General features: G+C 73.4%; 16 protein-coding genes. 2 read left to right on the forward strand and 14 right to left on the reverse strand.

The features are described 5' to 3' along the window. Positions 1 to 128 precede the first annotated feature (128 nt). The 4 genes from IHE55_RS11995 to IHE55_RS12010 all read right to left on the reverse strand — a co-directional run bounded on the left by IHE55_RS11995 (position 129) and on the right by IHE55_RS12010 (position 5,883). The gene (locus IHE55_RS11995; protein WP_197989018.1) at positions 129 to 1,025 is read right to left on the reverse strand and encodes an ABC transporter permease; all 897 of its coding nucleotides are present in this window, start codon (positions 1,023 to 1,025) and stop codon (positions 129 to 131) included. Continuing rightward, on the reverse strand, positions 1,012 to 2,133 hold the full coding sequence (locus IHE55_RS12000; RefSeq protein ID WP_197989019.1) for an ABC transporter ATP-binding protein: 1,122 nt from the start codon (positions 2,131 to 2,133) through the stop codon (positions 1,012 to 1,014). Before IHE55_RS12000 ends, IHE55_RS11995 begins: the two co-directional genes overlap by 14 nt. A 955-nt stretch (positions 2,134 to 3,088) precedes the next feature. Next, on the reverse strand, positions 3,089 to 4,327 hold the full coding sequence (locus tag IHE55_RS12005; protein WP_197989020.1) for a LolA family protein: 1,239 nt from the start codon (positions 4,325 to 4,327) through the stop codon (positions 3,089 to 3,091). 545 nt (positions 4,328 to 4,872) lie between these two features. Next, positions 4,873 to 5,883: a polyprenyl synthetase family protein gene (locus IHE55_RS12010; RefSeq protein WP_197989021.1), complete on the reverse strand. Its 1,011-nt coding sequence runs from the start codon at positions 5,881 to 5,883 to the stop codon at positions 4,873 to 4,875. Positions 5,884 to 6,833: 950 nt separating this feature from the next. On the opposite strand from IHE55_RS12010, the gene fahA reads away from it, so the two are divergent. Together fahA and IHE55_RS12020 are read left to right on the forward strand one after the other, a co-directional pair. After that, on the forward strand, positions 6,834 to 8,060 hold the full coding sequence (gene fahA / locus IHE55_RS12015) for a fumarylacetoacetase (protein ID WP_197989022.1): 1,227 nt from the start codon (positions 6,834 to 6,836) through the stop codon (positions 8,058 to 8,060). Positions 8,061 to 8,506: 446 nt separating this feature from the next. Further along, positions 8,507 to 9,043 carry a PT domain-containing protein gene (locus tag IHE55_RS12020; protein WP_197989023.1) on the forward strand — a complete coding sequence of 179 codons (537 nt, stop codon included), beginning with the start codon at positions 8,507 to 8,509 and terminating at the stop codon, positions 9,041 to 9,043. Between the two features lie 195 nt (positions 9,044 to 9,238). Here the strand turns inward: IHE55_RS12020 and nuoN are convergent, their stop codons facing one another. Genes nuoN through nuoE form a run of 10 tightly spaced genes read right to left on the reverse strand, consistent with a single transcriptional unit; the run spans position 9,239 to position 22,730 of the window. Then, positions 9,239 to 10,891, reverse strand: a complete 1,653-nt coding sequence (gene nuoN, locus IHE55_RS12025) for an NADH-quinone oxidoreductase subunit NuoN (RefSeq protein WP_197989024.1) — start codon at positions 10,889 to 10,891, stop codon at positions 9,239 to 9,241. A 31-nt stretch (positions 10,892 to 10,922) separates the two neighbouring features. Next, positions 10,923 to 12,575: an NADH-quinone oxidoreductase subunit M gene (locus tag IHE55_RS12030; RefSeq protein ID WP_197989025.1), complete on the reverse strand. Its 1,653-nt coding sequence runs from the start codon at positions 12,573 to 12,575 to the stop codon at positions 10,923 to 10,925. A 3-nt stretch (positions 12,576 to 12,578) separates the two neighbouring features. Beyond that, positions 12,579 to 14,519 carry an NADH-quinone oxidoreductase subunit L gene (gene nuoL / locus IHE55_RS12035; RefSeq protein ID WP_197989026.1) on the reverse strand — a complete coding sequence of 647 codons (1,941 nt, stop codon included), beginning with the start codon at positions 14,517 to 14,519 and terminating at the stop codon, positions 12,579 to 12,581. Between the two features lie 16 nt (positions 14,520 to 14,535). Then, positions 14,536 to 14,835, reverse strand: a complete 300-nt coding sequence (gene nuoK, locus IHE55_RS12040; RefSeq protein WP_197989027.1) for an NADH-quinone oxidoreductase subunit NuoK — start codon at positions 14,833 to 14,835, stop codon at positions 14,536 to 14,538. After that, entirely contained in the window at positions 14,832 to 15,833 is a 1,002-nt protein-coding gene (locus IHE55_RS12045) for an NADH-quinone oxidoreductase subunit J (RefSeq protein WP_197989028.1), read from the reverse strand. Before IHE55_RS12045 ends, nuoK begins: the two co-directional genes overlap by 4 nt. Further along, the gene (nuoI, locus tag IHE55_RS12050) at positions 15,830 to 16,534 is read right to left on the reverse strand and encodes an NADH-quinone oxidoreductase subunit NuoI (RefSeq protein WP_197989029.1); all 705 of its coding nucleotides are present in this window, start codon (positions 16,532 to 16,534) and stop codon (positions 15,830 to 15,832) included. The genes IHE55_RS12045 and nuoI overlap by 4 nt, the downstream gene beginning before the upstream one ends. Then, a complete protein-coding gene (nuoH, locus tag IHE55_RS12055) occupies positions 16,524 to 17,912 on the reverse strand; it encodes an NADH-quinone oxidoreductase subunit NuoH (RefSeq protein ID WP_372442659.1) in 1,389 nt (462 codons plus the stop codon). The genes nuoI and nuoH overlap by 11 nt, the downstream gene beginning before the upstream one ends. Further along, positions 17,909 to 20,455: an NADH-quinone oxidoreductase subunit G gene (locus IHE55_RS12060; protein ID WP_197989030.1), complete on the reverse strand. Its 2,547-nt coding sequence runs from the start codon at positions 20,453 to 20,455 to the stop codon at positions 17,909 to 17,911. Before IHE55_RS12060 ends, nuoH begins: the two co-directional genes overlap by 4 nt. Continuing rightward, entirely contained in the window at positions 20,452 to 21,861 is a 1,410-nt protein-coding gene (gene nuoF / locus IHE55_RS12065; protein ID WP_197989031.1) for an NADH-quinone oxidoreductase subunit NuoF, read from the reverse strand. The genes IHE55_RS12060 and nuoF overlap by 4 nt, the downstream gene beginning before the upstream one ends. Beyond that, positions 21,861 to 22,730 carry an NADH-quinone oxidoreductase subunit NuoE gene (gene nuoE, locus IHE55_RS12070; protein WP_307826621.1) on the reverse strand — a complete coding sequence of 290 codons (870 nt, stop codon included), beginning with the start codon at positions 22,728 to 22,730 and terminating at the stop codon, positions 21,861 to 21,863. The genes nuoF and nuoE overlap by 1 nt, the downstream gene beginning before the upstream one ends. Positions 22,731 to 22,815: the final 85 nt, after the last annotated feature.

Below are 22,815 nucleotides of genomic sequence, written 5' to 3' on the forward strand. Positions count from 1 at the left end.
CACCGGCCCCACCACTGCCGGGCGGGGCGCCCGTCCGCGGCCCCGGCCCACGGCGGCCGGGGCGCGCCGCCACTTCCCCGCGACCGCCCGCGCAGCGGCCCGCCCGGCCGGCCCGCCGGCGGGAGGGGTCAGGCGGTGATGTCGCGGGAGGTGAACCGGGCCCAGGCGGCCGAGCCGAACACCGCCAGGTACGCGCCTTGCAGCCCGAGGTTCTTGACGACCTCGTCCCAGTGGACGGGGTCACGGAGGAGGTCGGCGAAGCTCAGCCAGTAGTGCGTGAAGAGATACGGGTGCACGACGTGCAGCTGCGGGATGGCATCCACGATCTGCACGCTGATCAGCAGGCCGACGGTGGCCGCCATGGCGGCGATGCCGCTGCCGCTCAGCGTGGAGATGAACAGTCCCACCGCGGCGAGCCCCACCAGGGAGAGGGTCACGACCCCGGCCACCGCCACGGCACGCCCCAGCGCTTCGGCGAAGGACACCGGGGTCCCGGAGATCAGGGTGACGTCGCCGACCGGGAAGAGGATCGCCCCCACGGCCAGTGCGGTGGTCGCGACCACCAGGGTGGCGGCCAGACAGAAGGCGAGGACGGCGGTGAACTTGGCGAGGAGCAGCCGGTTCCGGCCCGCCGGGGCCACCAGCAGGTAGCGCAGGGTGCCGCCGCTCGCCTCGCCCGCGATGGAATCCCCGGAGACGACGCTGATGGCCATCGGCAGGAAGACCGGCAGGACCGCGGCGAGGGAGGCGAACACCAGGAAGATGCCGTTGTTCGTCACCTGGGAGAGGAAGGCCAGCCCGTCCCCGCGCTCGCTCTCGCCGACCGTGCCGCCGTCACTCGTCTCGATCTTCACCGCGATACCGATGAGCACCGGGACCACCGCCAGCACGCCCAGCAGGGCGACGGTGCGCCAGCGCCGGAAGACGATGCCCAGTTCACTGCGGAAGAGAGCGAGGGTCCACAGCGGGTTGCGGCGCGGAAGGGTCCGCTCCGGCACCGCGTCCCGCACCTCAGCCTGCGACATCGAAGCCCTCCCCGGTCAGTGCCACGAACACGTCCTCCAGTGACGCCCGTTCGGTGCCGAACGCGCGCACCCGGACACCGGCCCGCACCAGGGCGGCGTTGAGATCCGCCAGGTCGTACGGTGTGTCCCCGCGCCCGCCGCCGGCTCCCGCCCCGGCGTCCGCGGGCAGTTCGCCGGTGATGCGTTCGTCCCGCACCACGATGTCCGTCACCCCGTGCTCCTTGAGCACCGGGACGGCCTCGGCCGGGTCCGGGGTGGTGACGGCCAGCCGTCCCCGGCTCGCCGCCATCAGCTCGGTCACGGCCCCCTGGGTGATGAGCCGGCCCTGGGACATGACCGCGGCATGCGTGCACACCTGCTCGATCTCGTCGAGCAGATGAGAGGAGAGGAAGACCGTGATGCCGTCGTCGGCGAGTTCGCGTACCAGCGTGCGGATCTCCCGCATGCCCTGCGGGTCGAGACCGTTGGTGGGTTCGTCGAGGACCAGGAGTTCGCGCGGCTGGAGAAGAGCCGCGGCGAGTCCCAACCGCTGCTTCATACCGAGGGAGTAGGCGCGGGCCTTCTTGCCGGCCGCGGAGGTCAGGCCCACCCGGTCCAGCGCCGCCGCCACCCGGGCGGAGCGGGTACGGGGGTCGGCGGTGGGGTCGGCCGAGTCGTAGCGGACGAGGTTGTCCCGGCCGCTGAGGAAACCGTAGAGGGCCGGTCCTTCGATGAGGGCCCCGACCCTGGGCAGCACGGTACGGGCCGCGCGGGGCATCGGCTCACCGAGCACCCGCATCTTCCCGGCGGTCGGCTCGATGAGACCCATGAGCATCCGGATGGTCGTGGTCTTGCCCGAGCCGTTGGGGCCGAGGAAGCCGAAGACGCTGCCCCGGGGGACGGTGAGGTCGAGCGCGTCGACCGCCAGTTGCCCGCTCCGGTAGCGCTTGGACAGCCCGCGCGTCTCGATCGTGGCCGGCCCGGCGGTACCGGCGGCCGCGCCCCGGGGACCGGTTCGGTCCGGCCCCGGCGCGGGGTGCGGCCCGGGGGCCGGGACCGTGGACGCCGTACCGGGACCGTCCGTTGCCGGTGCCGCTGCGGCGGTGTCCTCGGCGGACGACTTCTCCAACGCGTTCCCCTTCGTCCGTTCACGGTCTCGCGCCTGGTGGAGCGCTGGTCGTTCTCTCGTTCGGCCGGGTCCGACACGGCCATACTGCCGGATGAACCCACCGCCGGGCCCAGGACCCCACCGCACGACCGGAGAACCAATCCGCCGGCGGTCGCGCCCCCGCCCCGGTGGCCGGGCGCGCGGGCGTATGTGGCCGCGCCCCCAGCGGCCCGCACGGGCCCTACGTGGCGGGACCGCCGCGCGGCCCCGGCTCCACGGCGGTCCCGACCCGGTGGCCGCCGCCCCGACGGCCATCCCGGCCGGCCAGGGCCCGTCCCGTCCCAGGGCGGTTCGACCCACCGGCCGGAGCGGCTCCACGGGCGTCGGCGCGGTGCCGTCACTGCCTTCGGCGCGGTGCCGCCTTCGGCGCGGTGCCGTCATGGTCGTCGGTCCGGCGCCGTAGCGGCTCAGGTTGTCGGTCCGGCTTCAGGGCCACCCCGGACCGGCGGCTGCTTCCCTGCGCACGCCGGTCCGCTCGCGCCGGTCCGGCCCCGCTGCGGACTGAGAGCCTGGTGGGTCGGACGGAGCGGCGGGGACCACGAAAGGGGGCGGGGCGGGGGTGGGGGCGGGGGCGGGGGAAAGCGGGAGGAGCGGCGGAGAGCAGGACCGGGGTGACGCAGCACGACGTCGGGCCCACCGCATGACGTGCGGCGTGCCCTGTTCGCCCCGCAGGGCCCCACCCGGCCCCGAACACCGGGCCCGGCACCCTGTCCGGCACCCACCCGGGACCGGAGGGCGCCGTGGTGGCCACCGGCACCGGGGCCGGGAGGAGGCCTGCCAGGCACGGGTCCGGACGGTGCGGTTACGGCCGGTCAGCGGTCCATACGACGGGCCCGTGCCACCCGGCGGCGGCCGGGTGGCACGGGTCGGGCGGCACGGCACGGGCACGGTGTCCCGGCCGCGCCGCCGTGGAGCGTCACTTCGCCGCGTCGGCCGCCTTGATCAGGGCGTCCTTGTCGACGGCGCCCACGAACACCTTGCCGTCATCGGTGAGCAGGGCGTTGACCAGGCGGGTGCTGAACACCGTTCCGGAACCGAAGTCGCCCTTCACCTTGTCGCCCAGGCTGTCGAGCAGGTCGGCCGCGGCACCCTCCGCGTCGGAGGAGGCGGACCCACCGCCCGGCAGACCACCGGGGATCTCGAACTGGACGACCGAGTTCCAGCTCTCACCGATGAGCTTGAGTCCGGACAGTTCCTCGGCCGGCTTCACGCCCTTGAGGCCGGTGCCGTCGAGCCGCTCGTCGAGCTTCGCGGCCTCCCGCTCCAGGTCGCCCTGCTCGGTGACCTTGGTGCCCTTGGGCGGGGTGAACTCGAACCTGCTCGCCGACGGCTTACCGAAGTCGATCTTGGTGAAGCCGGCCTCGACCACCGCCTTGCCGCCGCTCTTCGGGGTGAGGGTGAACTTCAGCGGCACCCCCTTCTCCGCGTCCACCGCGATCCGCACCGAGCCGATCGTGGAATCGTCCTGCTTCGGGACGATCTTGAGCTGGTAGGCGTCCCGGCCGGCGACCTTCGCCGTGCCGTCCACCCTGACCTCGGTGTTCTCGTCCACCGCCGCCAGTGCCCGCTCGGCCAGCTCCTGCGGCGTCGCATCGCGCAGGTCGGCCGGCAGCTCGGGCTGCCCCTTCTCGCCCTTGGCCGCCGCGTCCTTGGGAGCGGTGGCGTGGAAGGCGGTGTTGCTGCCGCTGTCGTACGCCCAGACCTCCTGGCCGTTGTGGATCACGCTGTACTCGGCCGCGTCCTCGATGATGGAGACGCGCTGCCTGTCCGGCCCGTCCACGGCGAAGCGGAGGGTGTGCGTACCGGACGCCAGCTCGGGGAGCTTGGACTCCGGTGAGGCGCTCGCCGCACCGTCATCGCCACCGAGCGAGAGCCCCTCCGGCAGCCCCGGGAGCCCCAGGTCCGTGGTGATCTTCACCGTGCCGGACGCCTGCTGGACGTCGGCAGCGGCGATCTTGCTGATGAGTTCCTCCGCCGAGATCTTCGGCAGATCGGGGTCCCCGGAGTTGGCGAGCGCCGGGACGAGCCCGATCGTTGCCGCCGCCACCCCCGCCGCCGCGACGGGAACGGCGTACCGGAACCCCTTGCGGCGTCGTACCGGGCTTTCGTCGTCCCAGGCGTCATCGGCGACCTGTGTCGGTCGGATCCGTGCCATGTGTGCTCTACCTCCGTCGTCGGCGGCGGTTGTCAGCCTCGCACTCGTCCACCTCTCGGGTCATTGTCACCCGAACCGCCATGTGGTGGTGCTTCCATCCCACCAAAGCGGCCCCGACAATGCGTCAGCCCCGGGGATCAGGTTGTCGTACTGCTCGGGTATGACACCGGGGCCTCTCACGCCACCGGTGGCACGACCGGCGGAGCGGCCGACCCTGACGAACGGCAGGTCCGATCCCTGCCCCGCACCGCAACGCGTGGAAGGGGAAAAGTGGGGGGGCGGCCCGGTCGAGGACCGAGGGGGCTGCCGGGAACGGGGCCGAGGAGGCGGTCCGGCCCAGGGGCCGAGGGGTGGCCGGGACCGGTCGGGGCGCGCGGCACCTGCACCTGCACCTGCGGCGGGGTGCGCGGGACCGCCCGGGACGCACGTCGGCCGGCCGGCGCGGTCACGGCCCGGGAAGCGAACGGCGCGCCCGCGTCACGGGGCGCCGGCCGGCGCGGTCGCACCAGGGCGGGTCGGCCGGCGCGGTCACGCCGGGGCGGGGATCAGCCGGCGCGGTGCACCACGGCGTCGCAGAGCCCTTCCAGCGCCGCCCTGGCGGGTCCGGCGGGCAGCGGCCACAGCATCGCCCGGGCCTCCTCCGCGTAGCGGATGGTGTCCTGGCGGGCCTGTTCGAGCGCGGGGTGCTCCCGCAGCCTGCGCAGCACCTCGGCGTGACGGCCGTCGTCGCTGAGGTCCCCGTCCAGCAGGGCGCACAGCTCGCGGTCCTCGGCGGAGCCGGTGGCCTCCGCCCGGGCCCGCAGCCGCAGCACCGGCAGGGTCGGAATGCCCTCGCGGAGGTCGGTGCCGGGGGTCTTGCCGGACTCGTGGCTGTCGCTGGCGATGTCCAGCACGTCGTCGGCGAGCTGGAAGGCGACCCCCAGGCGTTCGCCGTACTGGGTGAGGATGTTCGTGACCGACTCGTCGGCGCCCGACATCATGGCTCCGAACCGTCCCGACACGGCGATCAGCGAGCCCGTCTTGCCCGCGATCACGTCCAGGTAGTGCTCGATCGGGTCGCGGCCGTCCCGGGGCCCGGCGGTCTCCAGGATCTGCCCGGTGACCAGCCGCTCGAACGCCTCGGCCTGCACCCGGACCGCCTCCGGGCCCAGATCGGCGAGGATGTGCGAGGCCCGGGCGAAGAGGAAGTCGCCGGTGAGCACGGCCACCGAGTTGCCCCAGCGGGCGTTCGCGCTGGGCACGCCCCGGCGCACCGCCGCCTCGTCCATGACGTCGTCGTGGTACAGCGTCGCCAGGTGGGTCAGCTCCACGACCACGGCCGAGGGCACGATGCCCGGCGCGTGCGGGTCGCCGAACTGCGCGGCCAGCATCACCAGCAGCGGCCGGAACCGCTTGCCCCCGGCGCGCACCAGGTGCTGCGCGGCTTCCGTGATGAACGGCACGTCGCTCTTGGTCGCCCCCAGGAGGCCCTCCTCCACGGCCACCAAACCGGCCTGGATGTCGGCTTCCAGAGTCTGGTCCCGCACGCTCAGCCCGAAGGGCCCTACGACGGTCACGAGGGGTACTCCTGTCTGCCTACGATCACCGGGAATGTTGGGGGCACCTCCCAGCGGTAGCTGGGGGAGTGTCGCTGTCTCCACCACCAAGCAGCGTATCCGGTCGGCTCACGATCACTGTGGGCGCCTTCCCGGGTGTGTGCGCTGTCACCTCCGGCACCCCCTGGCCCGGCTTCCTACCCGTATGTCCGCACCCCCTGCGTAGCACTCCCGCGCACGCAGCGTAGCGGGGACAGGGCCGGAGACCGTTCCGGCCGGCGGCCGCTGTCCCGGCGCACGCCCCGGGGCCCGCGCACCCCGTGCGCCCCCGGTCCGTCGGGGCGCACCACCTCCCCGCCGCCCGCGCGCCGCCGCCCGCGCACCCCTCCCCGGTCCCGCTTCCCGCGCCGCTTTCCGCGCCGGTTTCCGGGACCCGTGCCGCCCGACCCGCGCCCGCCCGTACCCCCTGTGCTCCCGGGTCCGTCCGCACCCGTACAACCCCGGAGCCGCGCCCGTACAGGTCCGGGGATCCGCACCCGTACGCGCCCGGACCCGCACCCGTGCCGTCCGGCGGACCGCACCCGTACCGTCCGGCGGGCCGCACCCTGCTCCCCCGGCCCGTCCGGGACCCCTCCGCCGACCCCCTCCCCGCGGCACCCGGCACCCGCGGCGCACCACCCATGCCCCGACGGACCCGCCCCACCGCCCATGCCCCGGGGTCCGTCCCGCCGTCCCGGGGCCCGGGCGGCACCCGCCCGGGCCCCGGGACGAACCCGGTCCGGACAGTGGACACGGGCGCCGGACACGAGCGCCGGACGCAGGCGCCGGGCAGGGGTGCCGGACAGGGGTGTCATGCAGCCGAAGCGTCCGGTTATCGGACGTCACCCACCGTTCAGCGGTGACGGCTTACGCTGTGCCCGGCCATCGAGTACGGCCGAACCAGTGACGAGGAGAAGGCGAGGCAGCATTCCATGCCGCAGCAGAGCCCGCTCGACCTGCCTGAGGGTGACCCCTTCGGCCCGCACAACCTCCCGTACGGCGTCTTCACCACCGCCGATGCCCCGGAGCACCGGCGGATCGGGGTGCGCTACGGAGACCACGTGCTGGACACGGCCGCCGTCGCGGCCATGCTCGGCTCCCCCCACACCGACCTGCTCTCCCAGCCCCTCCTCAACCCGCTGATGGCGGCGGGCCGCCCGGTCTGGGACGCGGTCCGGGCCGAGGTGCGCGGCTGGCTCACCGACCCCGCGTACCAGACCACCGTGGAACCGATGCTGGTCCCGCTGGCCGAGGTCACCCTCCACCTCCCGTTCGAGGTGGCCGACTACGTGGACTTCTACGCCAGCGAGCACCACGCCTCCAACGTCGGCCGGATGTTCCGTCCGCAGGACGAGCCGCTGCTGCCGAACTGGAAGCACTTGCCGATCGGGTACCACGGCCGCGCCGGCACCGTCGTGGTCTCCGGCACGCCCGTGGTCCGCCCGCTCGGCCAGCGGCTGCCGGCCGGCGCCGACACCCCGGTGTTCGGCCCGACGCAGCGCCTGGACATCGAGGCCGAGGTGGGCTTCGTGGTCGGCACCCCGACCGCGCCCGGGGAGCGCGTGCCGCTGACCTCCTTCCGGGACCACGTCTTCGGCGTCACGCTGGTCAACGACTGGTCCGCGCGGGACCTGCAGAGCTGGGAGTACCGGCCGCTCGGCCCGTTCCTGGCCAAGTCGTTCGCCACCTCCGTCTCGGCCTGGGTCACCCCGCTGGCGGCGTTCGACGCGGCACGCACCGCCCCGCCCGCCCGGGACCTGCCGCTCCTGGACTACCTGGACGACTCGGCCACCGAGCCGGACGGCCTGGACATCCGGATCGAGGTCGCGCTCAACGGGCACCCGGTGTCGTACCCGCCGTTCGCCACCATGTACTGGACCGCCGCCCAGCAGCTGGCGCACATGACCGTCAACGGCGCCACCCTGCGCACCGGTGACCTGTACGCCTCCGGCACGGTCAGCGGCCCCGAGCGCGAGCAGCGCGGCTGCCTGCTGGAGCTGACCTGGTCGGGCCGGGACCCGCTGGAACTCCCCGACGGCACCCGGACGTTCCTGCTGGACGGCGACGAGGTGACGCTGACCGCCTGGGCGCCCGGCCCGGACGGCAGCCGGATCGGGCTCGGCGAGGTCACCGGCCGGATCGCCGCCGCCACCGACTGACCGCCGGACTCCCCGGGCGGCACGCCGCGCCGGGGCCGGCGCCCCGGCCCCGGCCGGCACCGTCCGAAGGTCGGTCCCGGGCCGGGGCCGGTCCCGGTGCGGCACCCGGCCCCGAGCGGCGACGTTCGGGGCCGGCGCGTTTCCGGGCCGACCACCCCGGCCCGGTGGCCACCCCAGCCCGTCCGTCACCCCCTGACGCCCAACCCGGCCGACCGTCACAACCCGCCCCGACCCGGCCCGCCTGACCACCCCCACCCCGCCCACCACAGCCGTCTCCCTCCGGCCGCCCGCTCCCGTCGTGCCCGGCCGGTCGCCGTACGCCCCGTCCGTCACCCCTCCGCCCCGATCGCGCCACAACTCCGCGACGCACCCGCGGACGAGGCCAAGTGGCCGGAGCCGGCTGCTAGGTTGACCTGCTCCAGCTCCGATCCATCGAGGGGTAAAGCGTGTTGAAGGCGGTACGGCTGGCCGGTGCGGCGGCCCTGGCGGCCCTGCTGGTGTCCGGGTGCGGCAGCGACGGCGACGACGGCAAGTCCGCCGGCGGCACCGACGCCCCGTCCCGTGCGGAACAGTCCGGCGCCCCGGCCGAGGGCTCCGGCTCCGACCAGGGCGACCTGGCCGGCAGCTATGTGGCGAAGGCCGCCGACGGCCCGGTGGTGCTCACCATCGCCGGGGGCAAGGCCACCGTCATCGCGGCCGGACACACCTGCACCGGCGACATCAGGGGCAAGATCCTCGATCTGAAGTGCGCCGACGGCGACACCGACCGCACCATGGGCCTGGTGAAGAGCAGCGGCGGCGGCAAGCTGACCGTGGACTGGGAGGCGCTCTCCGCCGACGACGTCTTCACCAAGGCGGCGTCCGTCCCCACCGACCTGCCGAGCGGACTGCCCACCGACCTGCCCACCGACCTCCCGACCGACCTGCCGACGGACCTGCCGACCGACTTCCCCCGTGAGCTGCCCGACGGCCTCGGCGGGTGACCTCGGCGGCACCCGCCGGCCGGGTCCGGCCACCGGCCCGGCGCCGGGCCGCGCGCTTCCGGCCCACCGCCCCTGACCCGCCCCGGCACACCGTCGCCCGGCACCGGACACCTCCGGCACCGGGCGACGGTCGCTCGTACGGAACGGCACTCACTCGGCACTCGCACGCACGGCGCCGGCGCGCGAGCAGCCTCCTCAGCGCACGAACACCCCCGCGTCGGACGCCAGGTCGAGGACGTACTGCGGGGCGACACCGAGGACCAGCGTCACCGCCACCCCGACCGCGATCGCCGAGGAGGTCAGCGTGGAGGGCACCGCGACCGAGGGGCCGTCGGGCTTCGGCTCGCTGAAGAACATCAGCACGATGACGCGGATGTAGAAGAACGCGGCGATGGCCGAGGAGATCACGCCGATCACCACCAGCGCGCCCGCGCCACCCTCCGCCGCCGCCTTGAACACCGCGAACTTGCCCGCGAACCCGGAGGTCAGCGGGATGCCCGCGAAGGCCAGCAGGAAGACCGCGAAGACCGCCGCCACCAGCGGTGAACGGCGGCCCAGCCCCGCCCACTTGGACAGGTGGGTGGCCTCGCCCCCGGCGTCCCGGACCAGGGTGACGACGGCGAACGCGCCCAGCGTCACGAAGGAGTACGCCGCCAGGTAGAACAGCACCGAGGAGACGCCGTCCTCGTTGGTGGCGATCACACCGGCGAGGATGAACCCGGCGTGCGCGATGGAGGAGTACGCCAGCAGCCGCTTCACATCGGTCTGGGTGACCGCGACGATCGCGCCGACCAGCATGGTGGCGATGGCCACGCCCCACATCACCGGCCGCCAGTCCCAGCGCATCCCGGGCAGCACCACGTACAGCAGCCGCAGCAGCGCGCCGAACGCGGCGACCTTGGTGGCGGCCGCCATGAACCCGGTGACCGGGGTCGGAGCGCCCTGGTAGACGTCCGGCGTCCACATGTGGAACGGCACGGCGCCGACCTTGAACAGCAGCCCCATCAGCACCATGGCGGTGCCGATGAGCAGCAGCGCGTCGTTGCCCATGGTCTGGGCGAGCGCCGGGGTCATCCGCTCCACCTCGCCGTCCACCACGTCCGCGATGCCGGCGTAGCGGACGGTGCCCGCGTAGCCGTACAGCAGGGCGATGCCGAAGAGCAGGAACGCCGAGGAGAAGGCGCCGAGGAGGAAGTACTTGACCGCGGCCTCCTGCGACAGCAGCCGGTTGCGGCGGGCGAGGGCGCACAGGACGTACAGCGGGAGGGAGAAGACCTCCAGCGCCACGAAGAGCGTCAGCAGGTCGTTCGCCGCCGGGAAGACGAGCATGCCGGCCACGGCGAACATCAGCAGCGGGAACACCTCGGTGGTGGTGAACCCGGCCTTGCCGGCCGCCTGCTCGGCCTCGCCGCCGGGGACCGCCGCGGCCTGCGGGGCGAAGGAGTCCACCGGCCGGCCGTGGGCCGCCGGGTCCAGCCGGCGCTCGGCGAAGGTGAGCACCGCGACCACGGCGACCAGCAGGATGGTGCCCTGGAGGAAGAGCGCAGGGCCGTCCACCGCGATCGCCCCCATGGCGGCGATGCCCGCCTTGGTGGTGGCGTGGTCGCCGGCCGCCAGCGCGACCACCGCGGCGAAGGCCGAGGCGAGCGCCACCATGGCGACGAAGAGCTGGGCCGGGTGGCGCATGCGGCGGGGCAGCAGGGCCTCGATCAGGATGCCGGCGATCGCCGCGCCGAGCACGATCAGCACCGGGGAGAGCCGGCCGTACTCGATGTGCGGGGTGGGGATCTTGTCCTGGGCCGGAGCGGCTGCCGTCCACAGGGTGTGGACGAGGGGGGTGCTGGTCACTTGGCACCTCCGGGAGCGAGGGGGGTGCTGGTCACTTGGCACCTCCGGGAGCGGGGGAGTCGCCCTTGGGGCTGTGGCCGAACCGGCCCGCGTCGGTGACGGGGTGGTCCGGCGCGGGGTCCTTCTTGTGGACCACCGACAGGGTGTGGTCGACGGCCGGGTCGAGGATCTCGGTCACCGGCTTGGGGTAGACCCCCAGGAAGATCAGCAGCGCGATCAGCGGCGTCACCACCGCCAGTTCCCGGGCCCGCAGGTCCGGCATGCCGCGCACGCCCTCCTTGACCGGGCCGGTCATGGTGCGCTGGTACAGCACCAGGACGTACAGCGCGGCGAGCACGATGCCCACGGTGGCGATCACGCCCAGCGCCGGGTAGCGGCTGAAGGTGCCCACCAGCACCAGGAACTCGCTGACGAACGGGGCCAGGCCGGGCAGCGACAGGGTGGCCAGGCCGCCGACGAGGAAGGTGCCCGCGAGCACCGGGGCGACCTTCTGCACCCCGCCGTAGTCGGCGATCAGCCGGGACCCGCGCCGGGTGATGAGGAACCCGGCGACCAGCATCAGCGCCGCGGTGGAGATGCCGTGGTTGACCATGTAGAGGCCGGCGCCGCTGTGGCCCTGCGAGGTCATCGCGAAGATGCCGAGGATGATGAAGCCGAAGTGGGAGATGGAGGCGTAGGCGATCAGCCGCTTGATGTCCCGCTGGCCGACCGCGAGCAGCGCCCCGTACAGGATGCTGATCACGGCGAGCACCAGGACCACGGGGGTGGCCCACTTGCTCGCCTCGGGGAAGAGCTGGAGGCAGAAGCGGAGCATCGCGAAGGTGCCCACCTTGTCCACCACCGCGGTGATCAGCACGGCCACCGGGGCGGTCGCCTCCCCCATGGCGTTCGGCAGCCAGGTGTGCAGCGGCCACAGCGGGGCCTTGACCGCGAACGCGAAGAAGAAGCCGAGGAAGAGCCAGCGTTCGGTGCCGGTGGCGATGTCCAGCTCCCCGGCGGCCCGGGCCTCGGTGATGCGCTGGAGCGAGAAGGTGCCGGTGCCCAGGTCGTCGGCGGTCACCGCGTACAGCCCGACCACCGCGGCGAGCATGATCAGCCCGCCGGCCAGGTTGTACAGCAGGAACTTCACCGCGGCGTAGGTACGCTGGGTGGCCGCCTCCCGGTCGGTCCGGCCGCCGGCCCGGTCCCCGAAGCCGCCGATGAGGAAGTACATCGGGATGAGCATGGCTTCGAAGAAGACGTAGAAGAGGAAGACGTCGGTGGCCTCGAAGGAGAGCACCACCATCGCTTCGACCATCAGGATGAGCGCGAAGAAGCCCTGGGTGGGGCGCCAGCGCCGGTCGGGCCGCTCCCCCTCCAGGTGGTCGGGGTCGTGCCAGCCGGCCAGGATGACGAACGGCACCAGCAGCGCGGTGAGCGCCACCAGCACCACCCCGATGCCGTCCACGCCCAGTTCGTAGCGGACCCCGAAGTCCGAGATCCAGGCGTGCGACTCGGTGAGCTGGTACCGGTCGCCGTCCGGGTCGAAGCGGACCAGCGTCACCGCGGCCAGGACGAGGGTGGCCAGCGAGAACAGCAGCGCCACCCACTTGGCCGCGTCCCGCCGGGCCGCGGGCACGGCGGCGGTGACGACCGCGCCGATCGCCGGGACCGCGGCCGTTGCCGTCAGCAGAGGAAATGACATGGATCAGACCGCCCTCATCAGCAGGGTCGCGGCGATGAGCACCGCCGTACCGCCGAACATGGAGACCGCGTACGTCCGGGCGTAGCCGTTCTGGGCCTTCCGCAGCCGTCCGGAGAGGCCGCCGACCGAGGCCGCGGTGCCGTTGACCACCCCGTCCACCAGCTTGTGGTCGAAGTAGACCAGGCCGCGGGTGAGGTACTCGCCGGGCTTGACCAGGGCCACGTGGTTGAAGTCGTCCTGGAGCAGGTCTCGGCGGGCGGCCCGGGTCAGCAGGGAGCCGCGCGGGGCCTGTACCGGCACCGGCCGGCGGCCGTAACTCGTCCAGGCGAGCGCCACCCCGATCAGCAGCACCACCACCGTGCCGGCGGTCACCGCGGCGGCGCTCAGCGGCGAGTCGCCGTGGTCGTGGCCGGTCACCGGCTCCAGCCACTTCACGAACGCGTCGTTGAGGCTGAACAGGCCGCCGGCGAAGACCGAGCCGAAGGCGAGCACGATCATCGGGACGGTCATCGACCGCGGCGACTCGTGCGGGTGCGGCAGGGCACCGGGGCGCGCCGGGGCGCCGGGTTCCACGTCGGCGGCGGCGTCCGGGTCCGGGGCGGGCTGCCAGCGCTTCTCGCCGAAGAACGTCAGCAGCATCACCCGGGTCATGTAGTACGCGGTGATGGCCGCGCCCAGCAGCGCCGTGCCGCCCAGGATCCAGCCCTCGGCGCCGCCCTTGGCGAACGCCGCTTCGATGATCTTGTCCTTGGACCAGAAGCCGGACAGTCCGGGGAAGCCGATGATGGCGAGGTAGCCCAGGCCGAAGGTGACGAAGGTGACCGGCATGTACCGGCGCAGGCCGCCGTACTTGCGCATGTCCACCTCGTCGTTCATGGCGTGCATCACCGAGCCGGCGCCGAGGAACAGCCCGGCCTTGAAGAAGCCGTGGGTGACCAGGTGCATGATGGCGAAGACGTAGCCGATCGGGCCCAGCCCGGCGGCGAGGATCATGTAGCCGATCTGCGACATGGTCGAGCCGGCCAGTGCCTTCTTGATGTCGTCCTTGGCGCAACCGACGATCGCACCGAACAGCAGCGTCACCGCGCCGACGGTGACCACCGCGGTCTGCGCGTCCGGCGCGGCGTTGAAGATCGCGCCGGACCGGGTGATGAGGTAGACGCCGGCGGTCACCATGGTGGCGGCGTGGATCAGGGCCGAGACCGGGGTCGGGCCCTCCATCGCGTCGCCCAGCCAGGACTGCAGCGGCACCTGCGCCGACTTGCCGCAGGCCGCCAGCAGCAGCATCAGCCCGATCGCGGTCAGCTTGCCCTCGCCCGCCTCCTCGGCGCCGGCGAGCACCGGCCCGAAGGCGAACGTGCCGAAGGTGGTGAACATCAGCATGATCGCGATGGACAGGCCGACGTCGCCCACCCGGTTGACGATGAACGCCTTCTTCGCCGCGGTGGCGGCGCTGGGCTTGTGCTGCCAGAACCCGATGAGCAGGTACGAGGCGAGGCCGACGCCCTCCCAGCCGACGTAGAGCAGCAGGTAGTTGTCGGCGAGCACCAGCAGCAGCATCGCCGCCAGGAAGAGGTTGAGGTAGCCGAAGAAGCGGCGGCGGCGCTCGTCGTGCTCCATGTAGCCGATCGAGTAGATGTGGATCAGCGTGCCCACACCGGTGATCAGCAGCACGAAGGTCATCGACAGCTGGTCGAGCTGGAACGCCACGTCCGCCCGGAAGCCCCCGACCGGGACCCAGCTGAACAGGTGGCTGTGCAGCGCCCGGTCGTGCTCGTCCGCGCCCAGCATGTCGATGAAGAGCACCGCGCCGAGCACGAACGAGACCGCGGCGAACGCGGTGCCCAGCCAGGGGCCGGTGCGGTCGGTACGGCGCCCGCCGCAGAGCAGCACCACGGCGCCGAGCAACGGCGCCGCGATGAGCAGTCCGATGAGGTTCTCCACTTGAACGCGACCCCTTCTAGAGCTTCATCAGGCTGGCGTCGTCGACCGAGGCCGAGTGGCGGGAGCGGAAGATCATCACGATGATGGCGAGGCCGACCACGACCTCGGCCGCGGCGACCACCATGGTGAAGAAGGCCACGATCTGCCCGTCGAGGTTGCCGTGCAGGCGGGAGAAGGCGACGAACGCGAGGTTGCAGGCGTTGAGCATCAGCTCCACGCACATGAACACCACGATGGCGTTCCGCCGCAGCAGCACCCCGGCCGCGCCGATGGTGAACAGCAGCGACGCCAGGTACAGGTAGTTGACCGGGTTCACCGGGCGCCTCCCTCGGATGGGTGACCGTCATCGGTTCCGCCGGCGCCGCCCTCGCCGGCGCGGCCGGAGGGCACGCCGGCCGGGGCGCCCGGCTCCGGATCCGGGCGGTGCCGGTCGGAACCGGCGTGCTCGGGGCGGTACCGGGTGGAGCCGGTGCCGCCGCGCTGCTGCCGCCACTCCCCCGCGCGCTGCTCCAGCGCCGCGAGGTCGGCCAGGGCCTTGCCGGACACGTCCCGGACCTGGCCGCGGCCGCGCAGGGTGGCGTTGACGGTGTGGTCCGAGGAGGTGCCGTCGGGCAGCAGCCCGGGGAGGTCCACCGCGTTGTGCCGGGCGTACACCCCGGGCGCGGGGGCCGGGGTGGGCAGCGGCCAGGCGGCGTCCTTCCCGCCCGGACCGGTGGGGTGGGCCCGGCCGGTGCGGATGCGCTCGGCGGACAGTTCGCGCTGGGTGCGGCGGCCCTCGGTGCGCTCCCGGTGGGTGAGGACCATCGCGCCGACCGCGGCGGTGATCAGCAGCGCGCCGGTGATCTCGAAGGCGAAGACGTAGTCGGTGAAGATGAGTTCCGCCAGGCCCTGCACGTTGCCGCCGGCGTTCGCCTCGCCGGTGCCGTTCCACTCCGACAGCGAGGCGTGGCCGATCCCCGCGCACAGCAGGACGCCGAAGCCCAGCCCGCACAGCGCGGCCAGCCAGCGCTGCCCCTTGAGCGTCTCCTTCAGCGAGTCGGCGGCGGTGACCCCGACCAGCATGACGACGAAGAGGAAGAGCATCATGACCGCGCCGGTGTAGACGACGATCTGGGCGACGCCCAGGAAGTACGCCCCGTTGGCGAGGTAGAACACCGCCAGGATGATCATGGTGCCGGCGAGGCTGAGCGCCGAGTGCACGGCCTTCTTCATCAGCACGGTGGCCAGCGCCCCGATCACCGCGATGGTGCCCAGCACCCAGAACTGCACCGCCTCGCCGGTGGAGGTGGTGGCCGCCGCGAGCGTGCCGCTCATGCCCGGACCTCCTTGCCCGAGGCGCGGTCACTGCCCGCTCCACCGCCCGCGCCGGAGGTGCCCGGCGAGGTGCCGGCCACGTCGGCGGGCCCGGCCGGCTCGGAGTCCACCGGCATCTCCTCGCCCTGGCTCCGCGCCACCTGGCGCTCGGTGCCGGGCGCGGCCTCGGTGACCAGGCCGCGGTAGTAGTCCTGCTCGTCCATGCCCGGGAAGATGGCGTGCGGGGTGTCCACCATCCCCTCGGTCAGCCCGGCGAGCAGCTCCTCCTTGGTGTAGATCAGCGAGGCGCGCGACCGGTCGGCGAGTTCGTACTCGTTGGTCATGGTCAGCGCCCGGGTCGGGCACGCCTCCACGCACAGCCCGCACAGGATGCAGCGCAGGTAGTTGATCTGGTAGACGCGGCCGTACCGCTCGCCCGGCGAGTAGCGCTCCTCGTCGGTGTTGTCCGCGCCCTCCACGTAGATCGCGTCCGCCGGGCAGGCCCACGCGCACAGCTCACAGCCGACGCACTTCTCCAGCCCGTCGGGGTGCCGGTTGAGCTGGTGACGGCCGTGGAAGCGGGGCGCCGTGGGCTTCTTGTACTCGGGGTACTGCTCGGTGATCCGCTTCTTGAACATGTTCGCGAAGGTCACACCGAAGCCCGCGACGGGGTTCTGCCAGGACGTCCGGGAGGACTCCTGGCCGCTGTTGTTATCGGGCACCGTCGGCCTCCTCACCGTGGGTGGTCTCCGCCGGTCCGTTGCCGACCAGCTGACGCTCCTGGCGCGGCCGGCGACGGGGTACGGGCGGCAGGGTCTGTCCGGGCAGCGGCGGCACCGGGAAGCCGCCGGCCAGCGGGTCGAAGGGCGGCGCGCCGGCCGCCTCCTCCTCGGCGGCCACCCGCTTGTCCTCCCGGTCGCGGAGGACGTCGAGGACGAACGAGATCAGCAGCAGCGCGATCACCCCGCCGCCGACGTAGAGCACGATCCGCTGGAAGTCGTAGCCCTCGTTCCGCAGCGCACGCACGGTGGCGACCAGCATCAGCCAGACCATGGAGACCGGGATGAGGACCTTCCACCCCAGCTTCATGAACTGGTCGTAGCGCACCCGCGGCACCGAGGCGCGGACCCAGATGAAGACGAAGAGGGTGGCGCTGACCTTGAGCAGGAACCACAGCAGCGGCCACCAGCCGTGGTTGGCGCCCTCCCAGAAGCCGCTGACCGGCCACGGGGCCCGCCAGCCGCCCAGGAAAAGGGTGACGGCGACCATCGAGACGGTGACCATGTTGATGTACTCGGCGAGCATGAACATCGCGAACTTGATCGACGAATACTCGGTGTTGAAGCCGCCGACCAGGTCGCCCTCGGACTCCGGCATGTCGAACGGGGCCCGGTTGGTCTCGCCGATCATCGCCACGATGTAGATGAGGAAGGAGACCGGCAGCAGCACCGCGAACCAGCGCTCCCCCTGCGCGTCCACGATCGCCGAGGTGGACATCGAGCCGGAGTGGATGAACACCGCCGCGAAGGACAGGCCCATCGCGATCTCGTAGCTGATCATCTGGGCGCACGAGCGCAGCCCGCCCAGCAGCGGGTACGTGGACCCCGAGGACCAGCCGGCCAGCACGATGCCGTAGATGCCCACCGAGGCGGTGGCCAGGATGTACAGCACCGCGATCGGCAGGTCGGTCAGCTGCATCGCGGTCCGCTCACCGAAGACCGACACCTCGTTGCCGGCCGGGCCGAACGGGATCACCGCGACCGACATGAACGCCGGCACCGCGGCGACGATCGGCGCCAGGACGTACACCGCCTTGTCGGCGCGTTTGACGACCACGTCCTCCTTGAGCATCAGCTTCACGCCGTCCGCGAGGGACTGCAGCATGCCCCAGGGGCCGTGCCGGTTGGGGCCGATGCGCTGCTGCATCCAGCCGAGGATCTTCCGCTCGAAGACGATGGCGATCAGCACGGTCACCATCAGCATCGCGAAGCAGAAGACGACCTTCAGCAGGATCAGCCACCACGGGTCCCCGCCGAACAGGGACAGGTCCTCGGCGGCCAGCACCCGGTGGCCGGCCTCGATGTGGGTGGGGGCAGTCACGCGCGCACCTCCGGTTCGGTGGCTTCGGTGACGACCGGCGCGGCCGCGGCCGGGCCGATGCGGACGAGGTCGCCCGGGCGGGCCCCGGTGTCGCGCCGCACCGTGCTCGACAGCTGCGCGCCGGTGGTCCGGACGGGCGAGTTCAGCGGCAGCCACACCACCCGGTCGGGCATCGGGGTGACGCACAGCGGCAGGACCACCGAGCCGTCCGGGCCGGTGACGGCGAGCGGTTCGCCGTCGGCGACCCCGGCCTCGGCGGCGGTGGCCGGGGAGAGCCGGGCGACCGCGGCGTGCCGGGTGCCGGCCAGCGCCTCGTCGCCCTCCTGGAGCCGGCCCCGGTCCAGCAGCAGCCGGTGCCCGGCCAGGACCGCCTGGCCGGCCTCGGGGCGGGGCAGCGGCCCGCCGCTCGCCGCCGGACCGGCCGGGCGCGGCCCGGTCCACCGGCCGAGCCGCTCCAGCTCCCGGTGGACGGCGGCCAGGTCCGGCAGGCCCAGCGGTACGCCGAGGGCGTCGGCGAGCATGTGCAGCACCCGGGCGTCGGGCGGCAGGTGCGGCCGGGTGGCCTGCGCCGGCCTGATCGCCGTCTCGAACGGGCGGGCGCGGCCCTCCCAGTTGAGGAAGGTGCCGGGCTTCTCCGCGACCGCGGCCACCGGCAGCACCACATCGGCCCGCGCGGTCACCTCACCCGGCCGCTGCTCCACGCTGACCAGGAAGTCCACCGCGTCCAGCGCCTCGGCGGCGCGGGCCGGGTCGGGCAGGTCCGCCACCTCCACGCCGGCCACCAGCAGCGCCCGCAGCTCGCCGCCGGCCGCGGCCTCCACGATGTGGGCGGTGTCCCGCCCGTAGGCGTGCGGCAGGGCCGGCACCCCCCACACCTCGGCGACCTCCTGGCGGGCCCGCGCGTCGTGGGCGGGGCGGCCGCCCGGCAGCAGGACCGGCAGCGCGCCGGCCTCCACCGCCCCGCGCTCCCCGGCCCGGCGCGGGATCCACACCAGGCGGGCGCCGGTGGCGGCGGCGAGCCGGACCGCGGCGGTGAACGCGCCGGGGACGGCGGCCAGCCGCTCCCCGGCCAGGATCAGCGCCCCCTCGGCGCGGAGCGCCGCGGCCGCCTGCCGCCCGGCCTCGTCCAGGCCGAAGCCGTCGCCGCCGTCGCCGGCCGCGGCCAGCGCGTCCAGCCACTGCGGCTCGGTGCCGGGGGCGGCCGGCAGCAGCGTGCCGCCCGCCTTGACCAGGCCGCGGCTGGCGTGGCTGGCCAGGCCGAAGGTGCGCTGGCCGTGGCCGCGGTGCGCCTTGCGCAGCCGCAGGAAAACCCCGGGCGCCTCCTCCTCGGCCTCCAGCCCGGCGAGCAGCACCGCCGGGGACCGCTCCAGCGCGGTGTGGGTGACGTCCGTGCCGCGGCCGGCGACGTGCGCGGCGAGGAAGTCGGCCTCCTCGCTGCTGTGCGCGCGGGCCCGGAAGTCCACGTCGTTGGTGTCCAGCACCACCCGGGCGAACTTGGCGTAGGCGTAGGCGTCCTCCACCGTCAGCCGGCCGCCGGTGAGCACCCCGGCCCGGCCCCGGGCGGCGGCCAGCCCCTCGGCGGCGGCCCGCAGCGCCTCCGGCCAGCTCGCCCGCTCCAGCTCACCGGTGTCGCGGTTGCGCACCAGCGGGTGGGTGAGCCGGTCCGGCAGCTGGGCGTAGCGGAAGGCGAAGCGGCCCTTGTCGCACAGCCACTCCTCGTTGACCTCCGGGTCGTTGGCCGCCAGCCGCCGCATCACCTTGCCGCGCCGGTGGTCGGTGCGGGTGGCGCAGCCGCCGGCGCAGTGCTCGCACACGCTCGGCGAGGAGACCAGGTCGAAGGGGCGGGAGCGGAACCGGTAGGCGGCCGAGGTGAGCGCGCCGACCGGGCAGATCTGGATGGTGTTGCCGGAGAAGTAGCTCTCGAACGGCTCGCCCTCACCGGTGCCGACCTGCTGCAGGGCGCCGCGCTCCAGCAGCTCGATCATCGGGTCGCCGGCGATCTGCTGGGAGAAGCGGGTGCAGCGGGCGCACAGCACGCAGCGCTCGCGGTCCAGCAGCACCTGCGGGGAGATCGGCACCGGCTTGGCGAAGGTCCGCTTGCGCCCCTCGAAGCGGGTGTCCGGGTCGCCGGTGGACATCGCCTGGTTCTGCAGCGGGCACTCGCCGCCCTTGTCGCAGACCGGGCAGTCCAGCGGGTGGTTGATCAGCAGCAGCTCCATCACGCCGCGCTGCGCCTTCTCGGCCACCGGCGAGGTGAGCTGGGTGCGCACCACCATGCCGTCGGTGCAGGTGATGGTGCAGGAGGCCATCGGCTTGCGCTGGCCCTCCACCTCGACGATGCACTGGCGGCAGGCGCCGGCCGGGTCCAGCAGCGGGTGGTCGCAGAAGCGCGGGATCTCGATGCCGAGGAGTTCCGCGGCCCGGATCACCAGGGTGCCCTTGGGGACGGAGATCTCGATCCCGTCGATGGTGAGGGTGACCAGGTCCTGGGGAGGGACCGGTGCCTGCCCTCCCCCGGCGGGGGCGTCGGCGGTCACGGTCATGCGTTCACCTCCAGGTGAGCGGTCTTCGGGCCGTCCGCCCAGGCGGTGGACCTGGCCGGGTCGAAGGGGCAGCCGCGGCCGGTGATGTGCTCCTCGTACTCGGCCCGGAAGTACTTCAGGGAGGAGAAGATCGGCGAGGCGGCGCCGTCACCGAGGGCGCAGAACGACTTGCCGTTGATGTTGTCGGCGATGTCGGCGAGCTTGTCGAGGTCCTCGGTGCGGCCCTTGCCGTCCTCGATGTCGCGCAGCAGCTGGACCAGCCAGTAGGTGCCCTCCCGGCAGGGGGTGCACTTGCCGCAGGACTCGTGGGCGTAGAACTCGGTCCACCGGGTCACCGCCCGCACCACGCAGGTGGTCTCGTCGAAGCACTGGAGCGCCTTGGTGCCGAGCATCGAACCGGCCGCGCCCACGCCCTCGTAGTCCAGCGGCACGTCGAGGTGCTCGTCGGTGAGGATCGGGGTGGAGGAGCCGCCGGGGGTCCAGAACTTGAGCCGGTGGCCGGGGCGCATGCCGCCGCTGAGGTCGAGCAGCTGGCGCAGCGTGATGCCCAGCGGCGCCTCGTACTGGCCGGGGGCGGCGACGTGCCCGGAGAGCGAGTACAGCGTGAAGCCGGGGGACTTCTCGCTGCCCATCGAGCGGAACCACTCCTTGCCCCGGTGGAGGATGGCGGGAACCGAGGCGATGGACTCGACGTTGTTCACCACGGTGGGGCAGGCGTACAGGCCGGCGACCGCGGGGAAGGGGGGCCGCAGCCGGGGCTGGCCGCGGCGTCCTTCCAGGGAGTCCAGCAGGGCGGTCTCCTCACCGCAGATGTACGCGCCGGCGCCGGCGTGCACGGTGATCTCCAGCGGCGGGAGGTCGTCGATGCCCAGGGCGCGTGCGCGTTCGGCGGCGGTGCCCAGGTAGCCCGCCCGGTACGCCTCGCGCACCGCCTCGTGGAGGCGGCGCAGCACCGGGACCACCTCGCCGCGCAGGTAGATGAAGGCGTGGGTGGAGCGGATGGCGTGGCAGGCGATGGCCATGCCCTCGATGAGCGCGTGCGGGTTGGCGAAGAGGAGGGGGATGTCCTTGCAGGTGCCGGGTTCGGACTCGTCGGCGTTGACCACCAGGTAGTGGGGTTTGCCGTCGCCCTGCGGGATGAACTGCCACTTCATGCCGGTGGGGAAGCCGGCGCCGCCGCGGCCGCGCAGGCCGGCGTCCTTGACCAGCGCGATCACGTCGTCGGGGGGCATCGCCAGGGCCTTGCGCAGGCCCTCGTACCCGTCGTGGCGCAGGTAGGTGCGCAGCGTCCAGGGGTCCGGCTCGTCCCAGAAGGCGGAGAGCACCGGGGCGAGCAGCTTCTCCGGGCCCGTTCCGCCGCCGGCGTCCGGCCGGGAGGAACCGTCGTTACGGGTGACCACGGTCATCACTCCCCCTCCTCACCGACGGGACCGGCCGGGTGGTGCGGGTCCGAGGCGGCGGTGGTGCGCGGCGCGTCGTGCGAGCTGGGGTGGCCGGGCGGGGCCGCGCCGGGGGCGTCGGCCCGGTCGTACTGCCCGGCGGGGGCGTCGGCGGGCTGCCCGGCGCCGCGCTGGGAGACCAGGCGGCCGGGGGCGGCCTCGCCCTTGGCGAGCTTGAGCCCGATCAGCGAGGCGTGGCCGCCTCCGCCGGTGGCCTCCACCGCGCCGGGCCGGGGGTCGGGGAAGCCGGCGAGGATGCGCGCGGTCTCCTTGTAGGTGCACAGCGGGGCGCCCCGGGTGGGCTCGACGGTGCGGCCGGCCCGCAGGTCGTCCACCAGCCGGCGGGCGGACTCGGGCGTCTGGTTGTCGAAGAACTCCCAGTTGACCATCACCACGGGCGCGTAGTCGCAGGCCGCGTTGCACTCGATGTGTTCGAGGGTGACCTTGCCGTCCTCGGTGGTCTCGCCGCCGGCGATCCGCAGGTGCTCCTGGAGGGCCTCGTAGATCGCGTCGCCGCCCATCACCGCGCACAGCGTGTTGGTGCACACCCCGACCTGGTAGTCGCCGGAGGGCTTGCGCCGGTACATGGTGTAGAAGGTGGCGACCGCGGTGACCTCGGCGGGGGTGAGGTCGAGCATCTCGGCGCAGAAGCGGATGCCGGTGCGGGTGACGTACCCCTCCTCGGACTGCACCAGGTGCAGCAGCGGCAGCAGGGCGCTGCGGCTGCCGGGGTAGCGGGCGATCACCTCCCGGGCGTCGGCCTCCAGCCGGGTGCGGACCTCGGCCGGGTAGTCCGGGGCGGGCAGCTGGGGCATTCCCAGACTCACGTCTGTCACAGTGCCTCCCTGGGTGCGTCTCCCGAGGTGGCCGCCGGGCCCGCGGCGGGGCCGGGCGGGAGCGGGGGGTGCGGCGCCCCGCGTC

Origin of the sequence: Streptomyces pactum, from assembly GCF_016031615.1 — a bacterium.
GTDB classification, from domain to species: Bacteria; Actinomycetota; Actinomycetes; order Streptomycetales; family Streptomycetaceae; genus Streptomyces; species Streptomyces pactus.